13 protein-coding genes are annotated in these 16909 nt (G+C 68.4%); 9 read left to right on the forward strand and 4 right to left on the reverse strand.

Translation table 11 applies throughout. The annotated features are described in order from the left end of the window. Window positions 1-33 precede the first annotated feature (33 nt). The 4 genes from F0P95_RS15365 to F0P95_RS15380 all read left to right on the forward strand — a co-directional run bounded on the left by F0P95_RS15365 (window position 34) and on the right by F0P95_RS15380 (window position 5371). Entirely contained in the window at window positions 34-861 is an 828-nt protein-coding gene (locus tag F0P95_RS15365; RefSeq protein WP_182334954.1) for a M23 family metallopeptidase, read from the forward strand. Window positions 862-919: 58 nt separating this feature from the next. Continuing rightward, window positions 920-2524, forward strand: a complete 1605-nt coding sequence (locus F0P95_RS15370) for a peptide chain release factor 3 (RefSeq protein WP_182334956.1) — start codon at window positions 920-922, stop codon at window positions 2522-2524. A 120-nt stretch (window positions 2525-2644) separates the two neighbouring features. Further along, entirely contained in the window at window positions 2645-3298 is a 654-nt protein-coding gene (trhA, locus tag F0P95_RS15375; protein WP_182334957.1) for a PAQR family membrane homeostasis protein TrhA, read from the forward strand. A 162-nt stretch (window positions 3299-3460) separates the two neighbouring features. Further along, window positions 3461-5371, forward strand: a complete 1911-nt coding sequence (locus F0P95_RS15380) for an AsmA family protein (protein WP_182337033.1) — start codon at window positions 3461-3463, stop codon at window positions 5369-5371. Window positions 5372-5387: 16 nt separating this feature from the next. Here the strand turns inward: F0P95_RS15380 and F0P95_RS15385 are convergent, their stop codons facing one another. The 3 genes from F0P95_RS15385 to mtgA are packed head-to-tail and all read right to left on the reverse strand — an operon-like array spanning window position 5388 to window position 7584. Further along, entirely contained in the window at window positions 5388-5819 is a 432-nt protein-coding gene (locus tag F0P95_RS15385) for a CBS domain-containing protein (protein WP_182334958.1), read from the reverse strand. Continuing rightward, entirely contained in the window at window positions 5779-6798 is a 1020-nt protein-coding gene (locus F0P95_RS15390; protein ID WP_182334959.1) for a glycosyltransferase family 2 protein, read from the reverse strand. Before F0P95_RS15390 ends, F0P95_RS15385 begins: the two co-directional genes overlap by 41 nt. 54 nt (window positions 6799-6852) lie before the next feature. After that, window positions 6853-7584, reverse strand: a complete 732-nt coding sequence (mtgA, locus tag F0P95_RS15395) for a monofunctional biosynthetic peptidoglycan transglycosylase (RefSeq protein WP_182337035.1) — start codon at window positions 7582-7584, stop codon at window positions 6853-6855. A gap of 74 nt (window positions 7585-7658) precedes the next feature. Here mtgA and hslO point away from each other — a divergent pair, with 74 nt between their 5' ends. The 3 genes from hslO (at window position 7659) to F0P95_RS15410 (ending at window position 12608) form a co-directional block, all read left to right on the forward strand. Continuing rightward, window positions 7659-8552, forward strand: coding sequence for an Hsp33 family molecular chaperone HslO (hslO, locus tag F0P95_RS15400; protein WP_182334960.1), 894 nt, complete (start codon window positions 7659-7661; stop codon window positions 8550-8552). Between the two features lie 119 nt (window positions 8553-8671). Then, complete coding sequence (locus F0P95_RS15405) at window positions 8672-9535, forward strand: XOO1806 family protein (RefSeq protein WP_182334961.1); 864 nt, start codon at window positions 8672-8674, stop codon at window positions 9533-9535. 244 nt (window positions 9536-9779) lie between these two features. Next, window positions 9780-12608 carry a TonB-dependent receptor gene (locus F0P95_RS15410; protein ID WP_182334962.1) on the forward strand — a complete coding sequence of 943 codons (2829 nt, stop codon included), beginning with the start codon at window positions 9780-9782 and terminating at the stop codon, window positions 12606-12608. Window positions 12609-12742: 134 nt separating this feature from the next. Here F0P95_RS15410 and F0P95_RS15415 read toward each other — a convergent pair whose 3' ends face one another. Next, window positions 12743-13345, reverse strand: a complete 603-nt coding sequence (locus tag F0P95_RS15415; RefSeq protein WP_182334963.1) for a TetR/AcrR family transcriptional regulator — start codon at window positions 13343-13345, stop codon at window positions 12743-12745. Between the two features lie 182 nt (window positions 13346-13527). On the opposite strand from F0P95_RS15415, the gene F0P95_RS15420 reads away from it, so the two are divergent. Both F0P95_RS15420 and F0P95_RS15425 read left to right on the forward strand, forming a co-directional pair. Further along, entirely contained in the window at window positions 13528-14418 is an 891-nt protein-coding gene (locus F0P95_RS15420; RefSeq protein WP_182334965.1) for an alpha/beta fold hydrolase, read from the forward strand. Beyond that, window positions 14415-16886 carry an acyl-CoA dehydrogenase gene (locus F0P95_RS15425; RefSeq protein ID WP_182334967.1) on the forward strand — a complete coding sequence of 824 codons (2472 nt, stop codon included), beginning with the start codon at window positions 14415-14417 and terminating at the stop codon, window positions 16884-16886. The genes F0P95_RS15420 and F0P95_RS15425 overlap by 4 nt, the downstream gene beginning before the upstream one ends. Window positions 16887-16909 lie beyond the last annotated feature (23 nt).

The following is a 16909-nucleotide window of genomic DNA, read 5'->3' on the forward strand; positions in this document are numbered from 1 at the left end:
GCATAATCCCGGCACCGCCTCCGCCGCCACCGCATGCACCGCCTGACGCTCCTGCTCTTGTCCGCAATGGTCGCGCTGCCCGCCCGGGGCGACGGCCCCGCGCCGCGCTGGCGCCAGAGCTGGGGGCTGACCGGCGCGGCCACGGCGGAAAGCGCCGGCGGCCATGCCCCCGGTTTCGCGCAGCTGCTGCTCCAGGCCCGTGGCGGCGGCCGCGAAGCGCAGGTGCGCAACCTGCTGGCCGGCCCGCTGCAGGTGCGCCTGCGCGATGCCGCCGACGGCAGGACGGTGGCCGCGCCGGTACTGTTGCCGCCCGGCGGGCAGCGCGACCTGCTGTGGCTGGCCGATACCGGCAGCGGCGTGCGCCTGCTGCTCGATGCCTTTCCCGGCGACCCGTCCGCCCGCCCCGGCGACCACCTCTACCAGTTGCCGTTCGCCGGCGTGCCGGTCCGGGTCAGCCAGGGCATCGACGGCGCGCGCAGCCACGGCGATGCGCAGAACCGCCATGCCATCGACTTTCCCCTGCCCGAAGGCACGCCGGTGCTCGCCGCCCGCGCCGGCACGGTGATGCAGGTGGTGGCCGATGCGCCCGTCGACGGCTGCCTGGTCCGGGTCCTGCACGCCGACGGCGGCATGGCGCTGTATGCCCACCTGCAGGCGGACAGCCTGGCGGTCCGGCCTGGGCAGGCGGTGCAGGCCGGGCAGGTGCTGGCCCGCTCCGGCAACACCGGCCGCAGCACCGGCCCGCACCTGCACTTCGCGGTGCAGGCCAACACCGGGCTGGCGCTGGCCTCGATCCCGTTCCGCATGGCCGGCCCGCGCGGCGAGCTGCGCTTCGCCCGCGAGACGGGCGCCCCGCCCTGAACGGCTATAATCGCCGGCTTCCCTTTCCCAATGCGCGCCCGCCGCGGGCGCAGCCGCCATGTCCGAAGTCGCATCCGAAGCCGCGCGCCGCCGCACCTTCGCCATCATTTCCCATCCCGACGCCGGCAAGACCACGCTGACCGAAAAGCTGCTGCTGTTCGGAGGCGCGATCCAGATGGCCGGCTCGGTGAAGTCGCGCAAGACCAGCCGCCACGCCACCTCGGACTGGATGGCGCTGGAAAAGGAGCGCGGCATCTCGGTCACCTCCTCGGTGATGCAGTTCCCGTACGAGGGCAAGATCGTCAACCTGCTCGACACCCCCGGCCACGCCGACTTCGGCGAGGACACCTACCGCGTGCTCACCGCCGTGGATTCGGCGCTGATGGTGATCGACGTGGCCAAGGGCGTGGAGGAGCGCACCATCAAGCTGATGGAGGTGTGCCGCCTGCGCGACACCCCGATCATGACCTTCATCAACAAGCTCGACCGCGAGGGCAAGGACCCGATCGAGCTGCTCGACGAGGTGGAAACCGTGCTCGGCATCCAGTGCGCGCCGGTCACCTGGCCGATCGGCATGGGCCAGCGCCTGAAGGGCGTGGTGCACCTGCTGACCGGCGAGGTGCACCTGTACGAGCCGGGCCGCAACTTCACCCGCCAGGATTCGACGATCTTCCCGTCGCTGGACGCGCCCGGCCTGGCCGCGCGCATCGGCGAGAAGATGCTGGCCGACCTGCGCGAGGAACTGGAGCTGGTGCAGGGCGCCAGCCACCCGTTCGACAAGGACGCCTACCTGCGCGGCCAGCAGACCCCGGTGTTCTTCGGCTCGGGCGTGAACAACTTCGGCGTGCAGCCACTGCTGGATTTCTTCGTCGAGCACGCGCCGGCGCCGCAGCCGCGCGCCACCACCGGCCGCACCATCGCCCCGCAGGAAGACAAGCTCAGCGGCTTCGTGTTCAAGATCCAGGCCAACATGGACCCGCAGCACCGCGACCGCGTGGCGTTCATGCGCGTGTGCTCGGGCCGGTTCAGCGCCGGCATGAAGACCTTCCACGTGCGCACCGGCAAGGAGATGAAGCTGGCCAACGCGCTGACCTTCATGGCCAGCGACCGCGAGATCGCCGCCGAGGCCTGGCCGGGCGACGTGATCGGCATCCACAACCACGGCACCATCTCGATCGGCGACACCTTCACCGAGGGCGAGCCGGTCACCTTCACCGGCATCCCCAACTTCGCCCCGGAACTGTTCCGGCGCGCGCGCCTGAAGGATCCGCTCAAGCTCAAGCAGCTGCAGAAGGGCCTGGCGCAGCTGTCCGAGGAAGGCGCCACCCAGTTCTTCCGCCCGATCATGAGCAACGACCTGATCCTGGGCGCGGTGGGCGTGCTGCAGTTCGACGTCGCCGCCTACCGCCTGAAGGACGAGTACGGGGTGGAAGCCATCTTCGAGCCGGTCGGCGTGGTCACCGCGCGCTGGGTGCATTGCGACAACGCCAGGAAGCTGGAGGAGTTCCGCGAGAAGAACGCCAACAACCTGGCGGTGGACGCCGCCGGGCAACTGGTCTACCTCGCCCCGACCCGGGTCAACCTGCAGCTGGCGCAGGAACGGGCGCCGGACGTGCGCTTCTCGGCCACGCGCGAAGCCGCGCATACCGTCTCGGTGGCGTAAGCGGCAGGCGGCAGGCGGCAGGCGCGCCACGGTGCGCTCCTGCCCCCTGCATGACGGCATCCCCAACCGCCGGCGGGCATGGGGATGCACCCCGTGCTGCATTGCGGTAAGTTGCTGTCCATGCCTACCGTCGCCCCCCTGCCGCAGCACGTCGTGAACATCCGCGAGGAAATCGCCAGCGCCCTGACCCACGGCCTGGGCGCAGTCACCGCCCTGGGCGCCAGTGCGGTGCTGATCACGCTGGCCGCGATCTACGGCGACGGCTGGCAACTGGCCAGCGCCATCGTCTTCGGCATCGCGCTGCTGCTGCTCTACACCGCCTCGACCCTGTACCACGCCATCCAGCACCCGGTGGCCAAGGGCCGGCTGAAGATCTTCGACCACTGCGCGATCTACATCCTGATCGCCGGCACCTATACGCCGTTCACCCTGATCGGCCTGCGCGGGCCATGGGGCTGGGGGCTGTTCGCCGCGATCTGGACGCTGGCCGTGGGCGGGGTGATCTTCAAGCTGTTCTACACCGGCCGTTTCAAGCGGCTGTCCACGGCCATCTACATCGCCATGGGCTGGCTGGTGGTGGTCGCGATCGAGCCGATGTGGAATTCGCTGGATGGATTCACCCTGGGCTGGCTGCTGGCCGGCGGCGTGTTCTACACCCTGGGCACGTACTTCTACCACCGCGAATCGGTGCGCTATTCGCACGCCATCTGGCACCTGTTCGTGATCGCCGGCAGCGTCTGCCATTTCGTCTCGGTGACCGCGCAGATCCTGTAGCACCCGGCGCGCGCCGCGCACGCCGCGGCGACACCGCCTGCACGCCATGCCAATGAACGCTTCGCGCCGCGTGCACGAGCGCACGGCAACCATGCCCGCGTGGATACCGCACCTGCCCCCGCCACGCCGCGCGCGTCGCGCTGGCGCCTCCGCCGTCCCGGCATGCGTGGCCAGCGCTGGCTGGCCGTGGCCGGCCTGCTGCTCGCCGCGTTCGTCGTGCTGCTGTTGCTGTGGGACTGGAACTGGTTAAAGGGGCCGCTGGAACGCATGGTGCAGGCGCGCACCGGCCGCGCCCTGCATATCGGCCACCTCGATGTCGAACTGGGCAGTACCAGCACGCTGCGCGCCGACCGCGTCGGTTTCGCCAATGCGCCGTGGGCGCAACAGGCGGACATGGCGCGCGCCGACCGCGTGGAGATCGACCTGCGGCTGTGGCCGCTGCTGCTTGGCGACCTGCAGCTGCCCGAGGTGCGCCTGGTCCGCCCGGACGTGCTGCTGCAGACCGCACCGCGCCCCGGCGAACCGGGGAACTGGGATTTCCTCGGCGGCGGCGACGCAGACCGGCCGTTGCCGCTCAAGCGACTGCGCGTAGACAACGGTACCCTGCGGTTCGTGGACGCGCCGGGTCGAACCGACATCCAGCTTGCCGTCCACAGCGGTGCGCCGAAGCAGGCCAACGCCGCGCCACCGCTGCTGCTGCAGGGCAATGGGCGCTGGCGCGGCGTCTCGTTCAGCGTGCGCGGCGGCACCGAATCGCCGCTGCAACTGTCCGACAGCGACCACCCGTTCCGCCTGCACCTCGATGCCCATGCCGGCGACACCCACGCCACGGCCAGCGGCACGCTGACCAATCCGTTCCAGCTGCAGGTGTTCGACCTGCGCTTCGGCCTCGGCGGCAAGGACCTGGGCGACCTGTATCCCCTGCTCGGCATCGCCATGCCCTCCTCGCCCCCGTATCGCCTCGACGGCCGGCTCAGGCGCGACCACGACACCTGGCGCTACGAGCAGTTCAGCGGCCTGGTGGGCGACAGCGATCTGGCCGGCGATGTGCGCATCGACGTCGGCGGCGAACGCCCGCGGCTGACCGCCGAGCTGGTCTCGCGCCGGCTCGACTTCGACGACCTCGCCGGTTTCGTCGGCGCGCCCCCGGCAACCGCTGGCGGCGAGAGCGCCAACGCCGGGCAGAAGGCCGCGGCCGCGGCGCGGGACGCCAGGCCCACGGTACTGCCCGATACGCCCTACGACCTGGCCAAGCTGCGCGCGATGGACGCGGACGTGCGCTGGAAGGCCCATCGCATCGATTCGCCGTCGTTGCCGCTGGACGACATGGATGCGCACCTGCTGCTGGACGACGGCCTGCTGCGCCTGGAACCGCTGAACGTCGGCGTCGCCGGCGGCGACATCCGCAGCAGCGTGCGCATGGATGCACGACAGCCGCGCATCGCCACCACGCTCGGCGCCCGCGTGCGCGGCGTGCAGCTGGGCCGGCTGTTTCCCGGCGCGCGCCTTGCGCAGCAGGCCTCCGGCGGCATCGGCGGCCACCTGCGCCTGTCCGGCCACGGCAACTCGGTGGCCGCCATGCTCGGCAGCAGCGATGGCGAGGTGGCCATCGGCATGGGCCGCGGCCATGTCGGCAACCTGCTGATGGAACTGGCCGGGTTGGACGTGGCCGAATCGCTGAAGTTCCTGTTCACCGGCGACCGCCAGATCCCGCTGCGCTGCGCCTTCGCCGACTTCCAGGTGCAGGACGGCCTGATGCAGGCGCGCGCACTGGCCTTCGACACCAGCGACACCCTGGTGGTGGGCGAAGGCAGCATCAGCCTCGGGCGCGAAACCCTGGACCTGCTGCTGCGGCCGCGGCCCAAGGACAGGAGCATTCTCGCCCTGCGCTCGCCGCTGCGCATCGGCGGCACCTTCAAGGACCCGTCGTTCCGCCCCGACTTCAAGGCACTGGGACTGCGCGGCGCCATCGCCCTGACCCTGGGCAGCATCACCCCGCCGGCGGCGTTGCTGGCCACCGTCGAGACCGGGCCCGGCAAGGATGTCGACTGCGGCGGGCGGTACGCCCGGTGAGGCCGCCGCTGCCGGCTCAGCCGCCGACGATGTACTGCTGCAGCTGGCCCAGCTCGCGGCGCTGCTGTTCGATCACCGACTTGACCAGGTCGCCGATGGAAATCACCCCCAGCACCGCAGCGCCCTCGACCACGGGCAGGTGGCGGATGCGGCGGTCGGTCACCAGCTGCAGGCAGTCCTCGACCGTGTCCGCAGGCGTCACGGTGACCACCTCGGCGGTCATGATCGCCGCCACCGAGGTATCGCGCGAGGAGCGGTCGCGCAGCACGATCTTGCGCGCGTAATCACGCTCGGAAAGGATGCCGGCCAGCCGTGCCCCGTCCATCACCAGCACCGCGCCGATGCCTTTTTCGGCCATCAGCCGGATCGCATCGATCACCGCGCTGTCCGGCGCTACCGCATGGATCTCAGGGGACTTGGTCCCGAGCAACTGACGAACGGTCTGCATGGCGTTCTCCCTTGCTGGCGGATGCGTCCGATAGTGCCACGTCGGCCGGCCGCCAGGTGTCAACCAGGTACAGCGGCCGCTGCTTGGCCTCCACGTACAGGCGGCCGAGGTACTCGCCGATCAGGCCCAGCGCGATCAGCTGCACGCCGCCCAGGAACAGGATCACCGCCATCATCGTCGGCCAGCCGGCGACGCGGTCGCCATACAGCGCCGCCTTGCCCACCACCCAGGCGGCGAAGAGGAAGGAGGAGGCGGCGGTCAGCAGCCCGAGATAGGTCGCCACCCGCAGCGGCGCGGTGGAAAAGCTGGTGATGCCTTCCAGCGCGAAATTCCACAGCTTCCAGAGACCGAACTTGCTGCGCCCGGCCACGCGCGGCGCGCGCCGGTAAGGCAGCGCCACCCGGCGGAAGCCGACCCAGCCGAACAGGCCCTTCATGAAACGCTGGCGCTCGCGCAGCTGCCGCAGCGCCGCCAGCGCGCGCGGCGACAACAGGCGGAAATCGCCGGTATCGGCGGGAATCGGCGTCTTCGACAGGCGCCCCATCACCCGGTAGAACGCGGACGCGGTGGCGCGCTTCACCCATCCGTCGCCCTCGCGCGCCAGGCGCACGCCATACACATCGTCATGGCCCTGCCGCCACAGCGCGACGAACTGCGCGATCAGCTCCGGCGGGTCCTGGCCATCGGCGTCCAGGATCAGCGCCGCGCCTTCGTCCACCAGGTCCAGCCCGGCGGTGAGCGCGGCCTCCTTGCCGAAATTGCGCGACAGCCGCAGCGCCGCCACCCGCGGGTCGCCCGCCGCCAGCTGCTGCATCAGCGACCAGGTCGCGTCGGTGCTGCCATCGTCCACGTAGAGCACCCGGCCATCGATATCGGGCAGGCGTTCGAGCTCGGCGCCAAGGCGCTGGTGCAGCAACGGCAGGGCGTCCTGCTCGTTGCAGGCGGCGATGACGACGGTCAGCCGGTCGCGGTGTGTCATGCGCGCATTCTACGGAAGATGGAACGCACGCCCCGCCCCGTCACGGCGGCGGGGTCACTCTCCATCCACGGCATAGCCCGGACCGCCCAACTGCCGCGCCTGGCGCTGGATCCAGGCGGCGCGGCGCTGTACGAACGGGCCCGGCTGGGTCGCGCTGTAGCGCCGCGGCGATGGCAGCACCGCCGCCAGGCGCGCACTCTCGGCCGCCGACAGCCGCGCCGCATCCTTGCCCCAGAACTGCCGCGAAGCGGCCTGCACGCCGTAGACGCCATCGCCGAACTCGGCGACGTTGGCATACATCTCCAGGATCCGCCGCTTCGACCACAGCGCCTCGATCAGCACCGTGTACCAGGCCTCCAGGCCCTTGCGCAGCCAACTGCGGCCCTGCCACAGGAACAGGTTCTTGGCGACCTGCTGGCTGATCGTGCTGCCACCGCGCAGGCGCTTGCCGCGGGCGTTGTGGTCCATCGCCTTCTCGATCGCGTCCAGGTCGAACCCGTTGTGCAGCGGGAACCGCTGGTCCTCGGCCGCCACCAGCGAGATCGGCACGCTGGCCGCCATCGCGTCCAGGTCGCGCCACTGGTAGTGGATGCGGAATCCCCAGTCGCCCTGCCCCCAGGCTTCGACCTGGCGCAGCGCCATCACCGTGGAAAACGGCGGGTCGACGAACCGCAACACCGCCACCTGCACGATGCTGAACACCGCCAGCGCGCAGGGGGTGATCCACAACCAGCGCCGCCACCTGCGCCGGGGCCGCACCTTGCGCTTGTCCTGCTCCGTCCCCATCTGGTCGCCTGACCCCATGAATCCCGACATCGGTGCATTATCCGGCACCGGCGTCCCCATACGTGCAGATTCCCATGACCGAAACGTCCGACCTCCTTGTCCGCTTCCTCCTGCCCGAGGCCGGCGTGCGCGGCGTCCATGTCCAGCTCGCCGGCAGCTGGCGCGAAATCCTGTCCCACGGCAGCTACCGCCCCTCGGCCACGCGCCTGCTCGGCGAGGCCTGCGTCGCCTCGGCCCTGTTCACCGGCCACATCAAGATCGACGGCCGCCTGTCCGTGCAGCTGCGCAGCAGTTCGCCGCTGCGCACCCTGTTCGCCGAGTGCACCTCGGCCGGCACCCTGCGCGGCATCGCCCAGGTCGAGGACGGCCAGGACGCCCCGCCCGACCTGTCCCGGCTCGGTGACGGCGCGCTGCTGGCCATCACCATCGAGAACCCGGGCCTGGACCCGCGCGAACCGCAGCGCTACCAGAGCCTTGTGGCGCTGCAGGGCAGCAGCCTGGACGAAGCGTTCGAGGACTACTTCCGCCATTCCGAGCAGCTGCCCACGCGCCTGCTGCTGGCCGCCGACGGCGACCGCGCCGCGGGCCTGCTGCTGCAGAAGCTCCCGGGCGACCAGGGCGACGAGGACGGCTGGGCCCGCGCCGGGGCGCTGTTCGACACCCTGGGACGCGACGAGCTGCTGGCGGTGGGCGGCCCCGAGCTGCTGCATCGCCTGTTCCACGACGAACAGGTCGAGACGATGGGCGACAAGCCGCTGCGCTTCGGCTGCTCCTGTTCGCGCGAGCGGGTGATCGGCATGCTGCAGTCGCTGGGCGAGGAGGAAGCCCGCGCCGCCGCCGCGGACAGCGGCCAGGTCGAGGTGCGCTGCGAGTTCTGCGGGCGCGAGTATCACTTCCCTTTGACCGAATTCGGCGTATTGTTTGCCGTCATACCTGCCAGTCAGGCCGCTCCAGAGCGGCTGCAGTAACGGCACCGACGAGCTACGTTCCGGGGAGGACGGAGACTTGTTAAGAAAACATAAACAACATACGATCAGAATCTCACGCGCCGGGAACTTCCCGGCCCCTGCCCTGTCTGATTGAGTCCATGAACACCTTCCTGCGCCTGCCGCTGGCCTTGCTGATCGCCCTTGGGGTGGCCACGGGCGCGCATGCGCAGAGCAAGCCGCGCGCCCCCCAGGACAGCACCGTGCTGCCGGTATGGAACAAGGGCAGCGGCAAGGTCGAGGCCCTGCTGTACCTCGAGCCCACCGGCGAACAGGTGGCCGGCGCGCGCTGGAACTTCGGCCGCAATTCGCTCGACGCCGCCTTCGGGCTCTCCTCCGGCGACTCGCTCGGCCTGCTGTGCAACAGCAGCCGCGGCAGCAGCATCAGCGGACTGGCCAGCCACTGCATGCTGGCCAGCCTGGGCGACGATGACGACGCCGGTCCCGGCCGCCACCTGTCGGCGACCACCACCTTCAACCGCCCCGGCGGGCGCGTCGGCCTGAGCGCCGGCACCGGCCGCGACACGCTGCCCGCATGGCTGTCGGGCAACGCCAAGGCGCCGGCCGCGCGGGTGGAGCAGAACGACCTGACCGTGTTCGGCCAGAAGAACATCGGCCGCGAGGGTTTCGTCTCCATCGGCGGTACCTACGCCAAGGCGCGCCTGGTTCCGCTCAGCGACGCCTCGCCCGCCCTCGTCGACCAATGGGACAGCAAGAGCCTGAGCATCGGCGGCGGCTACGGCCCGTTCAGCGCCAACATCATCGGCCGCGTCGTCGATGTCCCCGGCCAGGCCGGCAAGTGGGAAGGCATCGGCCTCGGCCTGACCTGGCGCACGCCCTGGAGCGGGCAGCTCACCGTGGGCGCGGAGAACGTCATCACCCGCGGCAAGAACCCGTTCTCCCCGCGCAACGAGAACAACGACGAGGGGGCGATCCCCTACGTGCGCTACGAGCAGGATCTCTGAACTCTCTTCGTCAGACGGCTCCCGTATTCATCAAAACGCCTCCGCAAGGAGGCGTTTTTGTTGCACCTGCAACATTCACTTTGCCGAATTTCACCAAACCCACGCAATTCATTAACGAAGCTTTAATTTCAGAAGAGACGGAAGTACTATCGGGTCAGCCTCACGGATTTTGGGACCGAATCTTTCGCCCCGCCGCGCAGGCGCTACCACTTGTAACTACCAAGATCACTTGGAGAGAGAGCCCATGTATTGCAAGTCCAACAAGCTGCGTGACGCAGTGGTGCTGGCCCTGGTCGCAGGCGTCGGCAGCACCGGCACTGCCTTCGCCCAGGACACCAGCGGCGCCACCAACCTCGACCGCATCGAAGTCACCGGTTCGCGCATCCGTCAGGTCGACGTCGAAACCGCCCAGCCGGTTCTGACCATTTCCCGTGCGGAAATCGAGAACCAGGGCTTCAGCTCCGTCGCCGACATCCTGCAGAACATCTCCGCAGCCGGCAGCCCCACGTTCAGCCGCGCCTCGCCGCTGACCTCCAACCAGGAAGCGGGCGGCCAGTACATCGACCTGCGCAACCTGGGCGCCCAGCGCACCCTCGTGCTGGTCAATGGCAAGCGCCTGGGCATCAGCCCGGCCGGTTACCAGGACATCTCCTCCATCCCGTCCGTCATCGTCGAGCGCATCGAGGTCCTGAAGGACGGCGCCTCCGCGATCTACGGCTCCGACGCGATGGCCGGCGTGATCAACATCATCACCCGCAAGAACTTCGACGGTGCCGAAGCCAATGTCTACACCGGCCAGTATGGCGAAGGCGATGGCCAGAAGCAGACCTACGACTTCATGGTCGGCTTCTCCGGCGAGCGCGGCTCGGTCACCATCGGTGCCGAATACCACAAGGAAGATCCGGTGTGGGCACGCGACCGCTGGTACACCGCCGAAGCCGATCCGCGTGATCCGGGTGGCAACAACACCACCGTCGGCCAGTGGGGCAACTGGCGTCCGTCTGGTAGCACCGGCGCCTGGCAGGCTCCGAACCGCGGCAGCAGCGCCATCGGCGCTGGCAATTTCCACCCGCAGAACAGCAATGACACCAGCAACTCCATCGACCAGATGCAGCTGCTGACGCCGCTGGAGCGCCGCTCGCTGTTCGTCAACGCGAGCTACGACATCACCGACAACGTGCGCTTCACCAGCGACATGGGTTACACCAAGCGGTCGTCGGACCGTCAGATCGCGGGCTACCCACTGCAGTCCGCTGCGGTCGGCGCTCCGATGTCGAAGGACAGCTACTTCAACCCGACCGCGGGTGCCAGCGCGGTTGACTGGCGTCGTCGTGGCTGGGAAATTCCGCGCACCACCAATACCGACCAGACGACCTGGCGTTTCACCGCGGCGCTGGAAGGTTCGTTCGAGATTGGTGACCGGTATTTCGACTGGGACGCCGGCTATATGTTCAATGAGGCCGACACCAGCATCATCAACAACGGCAACTTCTACATCCCGTCGGTCAAGGCTGCCGTGGGTCCGTCGTTCAAGGATCCGACCACGGGCAAGATCGTCTGCGGTACGCCGGGCAACGTGATCGCCGGCTGCGTGCCGTGGAACCCGTTCGCCGGCTTCGGTACCGGTGCCGTCGAGAATTCGCTGGACGACCCGGCGGTGCGCAACTTCCTGTACAAGGAAGAACACGCCGTGGGCAAGACGAAGACGCAGGACTACTTCGTCAACCTGGCGGGTTCGATCATCACCCTGCCGGCCGGCGACCTGGGCTTCGCACTGGGCTACGAGCACCGCAAGGAAGAAGGTGGCTTCACCCCGGACGCCATCGCCCAGTCCGGCAATTCGACCAACCTCGCCTCGGGCCCGACCTACGGCTCGTACAAGGTCGATGAAGGCTATCTGGAACTGAACGTGCCGGTCCTGGCCGACCTGCCGGGCGCCAAGGAACTGACCTTCAACGCGGCTACCCGCTACTCGAAGTTCGATACCTTCGGCAACACCACGAACAACAAGTTCGGCCTGAAGTGGCGCCCGATGGACGACCTGCTGGTCCGTGCCACCTATGCCGAGGGCTTCCGCGCCCCGACCATCGGCAACCTGTACGGCGGCGGCTCGCAGACCTTCGCCACCGGCTTCCAGGATCCGTGCGACGTCGTTTACGGCAAGGCCGCCAACTCGGCACGCTGCCTCAAGGACGTCGGTGCGAACTTCCGCCAGCTGAAGCAGGGCTTCGTGCCGATCACCGGCCCGAATGGCAACCAGACCCCGGTTCCGTTCGTGTCCGGTTCCAATCCCAACCTGCAGCCTGAAATGTCCACCTCCAAGACCATCGGCCTGGTCTACAGCCCGAAGTTCGTGCAGGGCCTGACCATGGCGCTGGACTGGTGGAAGGTGCGCATCGACGACACCGTGGTTTCGGACTCGCCGAACGCGATCATGGACGACTGCTATGTCAACCTGATCGAGTCGCGCTGCGCCATGTTCAAGCGTGATCCGGCCCAGAGCAACATCGTCAGCGAACTCACTTACGGCACCCGCAACGCCGGTTACTACCTGACCGAAGGTTTCGATTTCGACGCCAACTATTCGCTGGACACCGATTGGGGTCGTTTCAGCGCCAAGTGGGCGACGACCTACGTCAGCAAGTTCGAGATCAAGAGCACCAATGACCCGGGCACGAAGCCGAGCCAGGTCAATGGCTTCGAAGAGTACTTCCGCATTCGTTCCAACCTGAGCCTGGGCTGGAACAAGGGTGACTGGTCTGCCAACTACGGCATCCGCTACTACTCCAGCACCAAGGAAGACTGCTCCTACGACGACATCTGCTCGGATCCGAACTACTTCAGCCCGACCGCGAACAAGGTCCTTCCGCAGAACCGCCTGGGTGCCACCACGTTCCACGACGTGCAGGTCTCCTGGCAGGCTCCGTGGAATGCCCGCATCGCCATCGGCGCGAACAACGTGTTCAACCGCGTTGGTCCGATCATGTACAGCCAGGCTGCGTCGAACTTCTCGTACTACGGTGGCTTCGATACCGGCCGCTTCCTGTACCTGAAGTACAACCAGAAGTTCTGATCGGCTGATTGATCAGCGTTTCAAGCAACGGCCCCGCAAGGGGCCGTTGTCTTTTTGCGGGAAGCAGAACGCGGCGAGGACGCAAAAAAAAGCCGCGACATGCGCGGCTCTTCCATCGTCCATCGCAGCTGCATTCACCCGTTCGGGATCAGCGTCTCGATCACGTGCTCGACGTAGGACTCGAATTCCTCGCGCGCCTGCTTCGGCTGCTGCAGCTGCAGCGACAACTGCAGGAAGCCCACGTAGGCCGCGTAGGCCAGGCGCGCGCGGTGGCGCGCGTCGGTGGAGCTCAGCCCGGCCTGGCGGAACGAGGCCATCAGGTACTCCAGCCGGCGTTGCGAGACACGGTCGATCACCGGCCGCACCAGCGGGTTGTCGAGCGCCTTGAGCAGCTCGCTGTAGATCACATGCGGGGTCACTTCGTGCGCGACCAGCTGGAACAGCGCGCGCAGGCGCGTGCGTGGATCGGGCACTTCCTCCAGGCTGCCGAACACCTGCTGCTGCTCGACCAGCTCCCAGCGCTCCAGCGCGGCCTGCAGCAGCGCGTCGCGCGAGGGAAAGTGCCAGTAGAAGCTGCCCTTGGTAACGCCGAGGCGGCGGGCCAGCGGCTCCACCGCAACCGCGCCGACCCCCTGCTCCGCGATCAGGTCCAGGGCGGCCTGGGCCCAGTCGTCCGCGCTGAGGCGGCTGTTGCGTGTACCGCGGGGTTCCGCCGGGGAAGCTGAAGATTCGTTCATCCGCTGATTTAACCATACGCCGGGGACTGGTTGCAGTATGCGCCGCACCCGCGTCCTGCGCGACAGGCCATCGATACCCGGCAAAGCCCTGCCGGACAAGGCGCGCCAATCCATACCCACCAGTATTGACGACGCCCCCGCGTATCCATACCATCGGGTACGGTTATATCCCCGAGAGCCGCATGCACGCGCAAGACACCCGGCTGGAAGGTGCCCACGGCATCGGACTGGCCGCCTCGAAAACCAGCGGAAGCAAGTCGCCGATCCTGCTCGCGCACGGCTTCGGCCAGACCCGTGGCGCCTGGACCGCGACCGCCGCGGCGCTGCATGCCGCCGGCCATGCCACGCTGGCCTTCGATGCACGCGGCCACGGCGGCTCGGACTGGAATCCGTCCGACCTGCCCTATCACGGCGAACAATTCACCGATGACCTGATCGTGGTCGCCGGCGAGCTGCGGCGGCCGCCGGTGCTGGTCGCCGCTTCGATGGGCGGGCTGTTCGGGCTGATGGCCGAAGCGCGCTGGCCGGGCCTGTTCGCGGCCATGGTGCTGGTGGACATCACCCCCCGCTGGGAAACCCGCGGTGTCGAGCGCATCCTCGCCTTCATGAGCGCGCATCCGGACGGCTTCGCATCGCTGGAAGCGGCCGCCGACAGCATCGCCGCCTATATGCCGCACCGCCCGCGCAAGAGCGAGGACGCGCTGCGCGCGTTGCTGCGCCCCACCGGCAGCGGCCGCTGGAGCTGGCACTGGGATCCGCGGCTGGTGGAGGAACTGGCGCGCGACAGCGAGCAGCACCAGGACGCCATCGCCGAGGCCGCACGCCGCGTCGAATGCCCGGTGATGCTGGTCAGCGGCGGCCGCAGCGACCTCGTCACCCCGCAGACGGTGGCAGAATTCCTGGCGCTGGTGCCGCATGCGCGGCACGTGCATCTGCCCGACGCCACGCATATGGTGGCAGGCGATGACAACGACGCGTTTACCGCCGCCGTGTTGAACTATCTGGACGCACTGCCCCCGGCTGCCGCCGCAGCGTCCGCCCGAACCGAGCACGTTACCGGAGCAAGTCAATGAGTACTGTCGTTCCCTTCCTGGCCCTGCTGCTGGCAGCGGCCTTCGTTGCCTACCACCGCATGCGGCTGGTCGCCTGGACGGTGATCGGCGCCGTGCTGCTGGGCATCTGCTGGTTCGCCGGCGTCAACCCGACCGCGGTCATCGTCGCCACGGCGATCCTGGCCCTGGTCAGCGCGCTGGTGCTGCTGCCGTTCCTGCGCAAGCCGCTGATCACCTCGCCGTTCATGGGGGTGTTCCGCAAGGTGCTGCCGCCGCTGTCCAAGACCGAGCGCATCGCGCTGGAGACCGGTTCGGTCGGCTTCGAAGGCGAACTGTTCACCGGCGACCCGGACTGGCAGAAGCTGCTGGATTACCCGAGGCCGCAGCTCACCGCCGAGGAACAGGCCTTCCTCGACGGCCCGGTCGAGGAGCTGTGCCGGATGGTCAACGACTGGGAGATCACCCACGTCCATGCCGACCTGCCGCCGGAGCTGTGGACGTTCATCAAGAACAACAAGTTCTTCGGCATGATCATTCCCAAGCAGTACGGCGGCCTGGGCTTCTCCGCGCTGGCGCACCACAAGGTCATCCAGAAGCTGGCCTCGATCTCCAGCGTGGTCAGCTCCACCGTCGGCGTGCCCAACTCGCTGGGCCCGGGTGAACTGCTCAACCACTACGGCACCCAGGAACAGAAGGACTACTACCTGCCGCGGCTGGCGGCAGGCACCGAAGTGCCCTGCTTCGGCCTGACTGGCCCGTTCGCCGGTTCCGACGCCACCTCCATCCCCGACTTCGGCATCGTCTGCCGGGGTACCTGGAACGGCGAGGAAGTCCTGGGCCTCAGGCTGACCTTCGACAAGCGCTACATCACCCTGGCGCCGGTAGCCACGCTGATCGGTCTGGCGTTCCGCATGTACGACCCCGATGGCCTGCTCGGCGATACCAAGGACATCGGCATCACCCTGGCGCTGCTGCCGCGCGAAACCCCCGGGGTCGAGGTCGGCCGCCGCCACTTCCCGCTGAACTCGCCGTTCCAGAACGGCCCGATCCGCGGCAAGGACGTGTTCATTCCGCTCAGCCAGATCATCGGTGGCCCGGAGAAGCGCGGCCTGGGCTGGAACATGCTCAACGAGTGCCTGGCCGTGGGCCGCTCGATCACCCTGCCGTCCACCGCCTCGGGCGGTGCCAAGGCCGGCGCGGTGATCACCGGCGCCTACGCCCGCATCCGCAAGCAGTTCGGCCTGTCGGTCGGCCGCTTCGAGGGCGTGGAGGAAGCGCTGGCCCGCATCGGCGGCAAGGCCTACAAGATCAGCGCGCTGTCCCAGGCCACGGCTGCGGCGGTGGACCGCGGCGACGTGCCGTCGGTGCCCTCGGCCATCGCCAAGTACCACTGCACCAACATGAGCCGCGAGTGCATCAGCGACATGATGGACGTCATCGGCGGCAAGGGCATCATCCTCGGCCCGCGCAACTTCGCCGGCCGCAGCTGGCAGGCCGCGCCCATCGCGATCACCGTGGAAGGCGCCAACATCATGACCCGCAGCCTGCTGATCTTCGGCCAGGGCGCGATCCTGTGCCATCCGTGGGTACTGAAGGAAATGAAGGCCGCCCAGGACGAGGACCGCAAGGCCGGCCTGCGCGAGTTCGACCAGGCGCTGTTCGGCCACGTGCGCTTCGGCATCTCCAACGCCGTGCGTTCGTTCTGGTTCGGGCTCACCGGCGCACGCTTCGGTGCCGCCCCGGGCGACGCCTACACCCGCCGCTACTTCCGCAAGCTGGACCGCTATTCCGCCAACCTGGCGCTGATGGCCGACATCTCGATGATGACCCTGGGCGGCAAGCTAAAGTTCAAGGAATCGCTGTCCGGCCGCCTGGGCGACGTGCTCAGCCACATCTACATGACCAGCGCGATGCTCAAGCGCTATCACGACGAAGGCGCGCCGACGGCCGACCAGCCGCTGCTGGCGTGGGCGTTCCACGACAGCGTGCACCGCATCGAGGAAGCGTTGTCGGCGGCGCTGCGCAACTTCCCGATCCGCCCGATCGGCTGGCTGATGTGGGCGCTGATCTTCCCGTTCGGCCGCCGCGCCGAGGCCCCGGGCGACCGCCTGAGCCGCCGCGTCGCCGCCACCCTGATGTCGCCCAACGAAGCCCGCGACCGGCTGGCCCAGGGCGTGTTCCTGACCCCGTGCGAGAACAACCCCGGTGGCCGCATCGCCAGCTACCTGACCAAGGCGGTCATGGCCGAGCCGGTGGAGCGCAAGTTCCTCAAGGCGCTCAAGACCAAGGGCATCGAGGCGCTGACCTTCCCGGCGCAGCTGGACGAGGCGGTCGCCGAAGGGGTCATCACCCAGGACGAGCGCACCCTGCTGGAGGAACTGCGCGCGATCACCCTGGATACCATCACCGTGGACGACTTCGATCCGCATGAGCTGCGTGCCGCGTCGTATTACGACCACCACGGCCGGCAGCCGCAGCAGGTGGCCTGAACCGGGCCATCGGACGCAACCGG

Source organism: Stenotrophomonas acidaminiphila, assembly GCF_014109845.1.
GTDB lineage: Bacteria > Pseudomonadota > Gammaproteobacteria > Xanthomonadales > Xanthomonadaceae > Stenotrophomonas > Stenotrophomonas acidaminiphila.

Bases quoted from the DNA above. Each gene is read 5' to 3' on its own strand.
- F0P95_RS15385 (WP_182334958.1), bottom strand. From the start codon at position 5,819: ATGCAGACCGTTCGTCAGTTGCTCGGGACCAAGTCCCCTGAGATCCAT.
- mtgA (WP_182337035.1), bottom strand. From the start codon at position 7,584: ATGGGGACGGAGCAGGACAAGCGCAAGGTGCGGCCCCGGCGCAGGTGG.
- trhA (WP_182334957.1), top strand. From the start codon at position 2,645: ATGCCTACCGTCGCCCCCCTGCCGCAGCACGTCGTGAACATCCGCGAG.
- F0P95_RS15410 (WP_182334962.1), top strand. From the start codon at position 9,780: ATGTATTGCAAGTCCAACAAGCTGCGTGACGCAGTGGTGCTGGCCCTG.
- F0P95_RS15365 (WP_182334954.1), top strand. From the start codon at position 34: ATGCACCGCCTGACGCTCCTGCTCTTGTCCGCAATGGTCGCGCTGCCC.
- F0P95_RS15390 (WP_182334959.1), bottom strand. From the start codon at position 6,798: ATGACACACCGCGACCGGCTGACCGTCGTCATCGCCGCCTGCAACGAG.
- F0P95_RS15420 (WP_182334965.1), top strand. From the start codon at position 13,528: ATGCACGCGCAAGACACCCGGCTGGAAGGTGCCCACGGCATCGGACTG.
- F0P95_RS15425 (WP_182334967.1), top strand. From the start codon at position 14,415: ATGAGTACTGTCGTTCCCTTCCTGGCCCTGCTGCTGGCAGCGGCCTTC.
- F0P95_RS15380 (WP_182337033.1), top strand. From the start codon at position 3,461: ATGCGTGGCCAGCGCTGGCTGGCCGTGGCCGGCCTGCTGCTCGCCGCG.
- F0P95_RS15415 (WP_182334963.1), bottom strand. From the start codon at position 13,345: ATGAACGAATCTTCAGCTTCCCCGGCGGAACCCCGCGGTACACGCAAC.
- hslO (WP_182334960.1), top strand. From the start codon at position 7,659: ATGACCGAAACGTCCGACCTCCTTGTCCGCTTCCTCCTGCCCGAGGCC.
- F0P95_RS15405 (WP_182334961.1), top strand. From the start codon at position 8,672: ATGAACACCTTCCTGCGCCTGCCGCTGGCCTTGCTGATCGCCCTTGGG.
- F0P95_RS15370 (WP_182334956.1), top strand. From the start codon at position 920: ATGTCCGAAGTCGCATCCGAAGCCGCGCGCCGCCGCACCTTCGCCATC.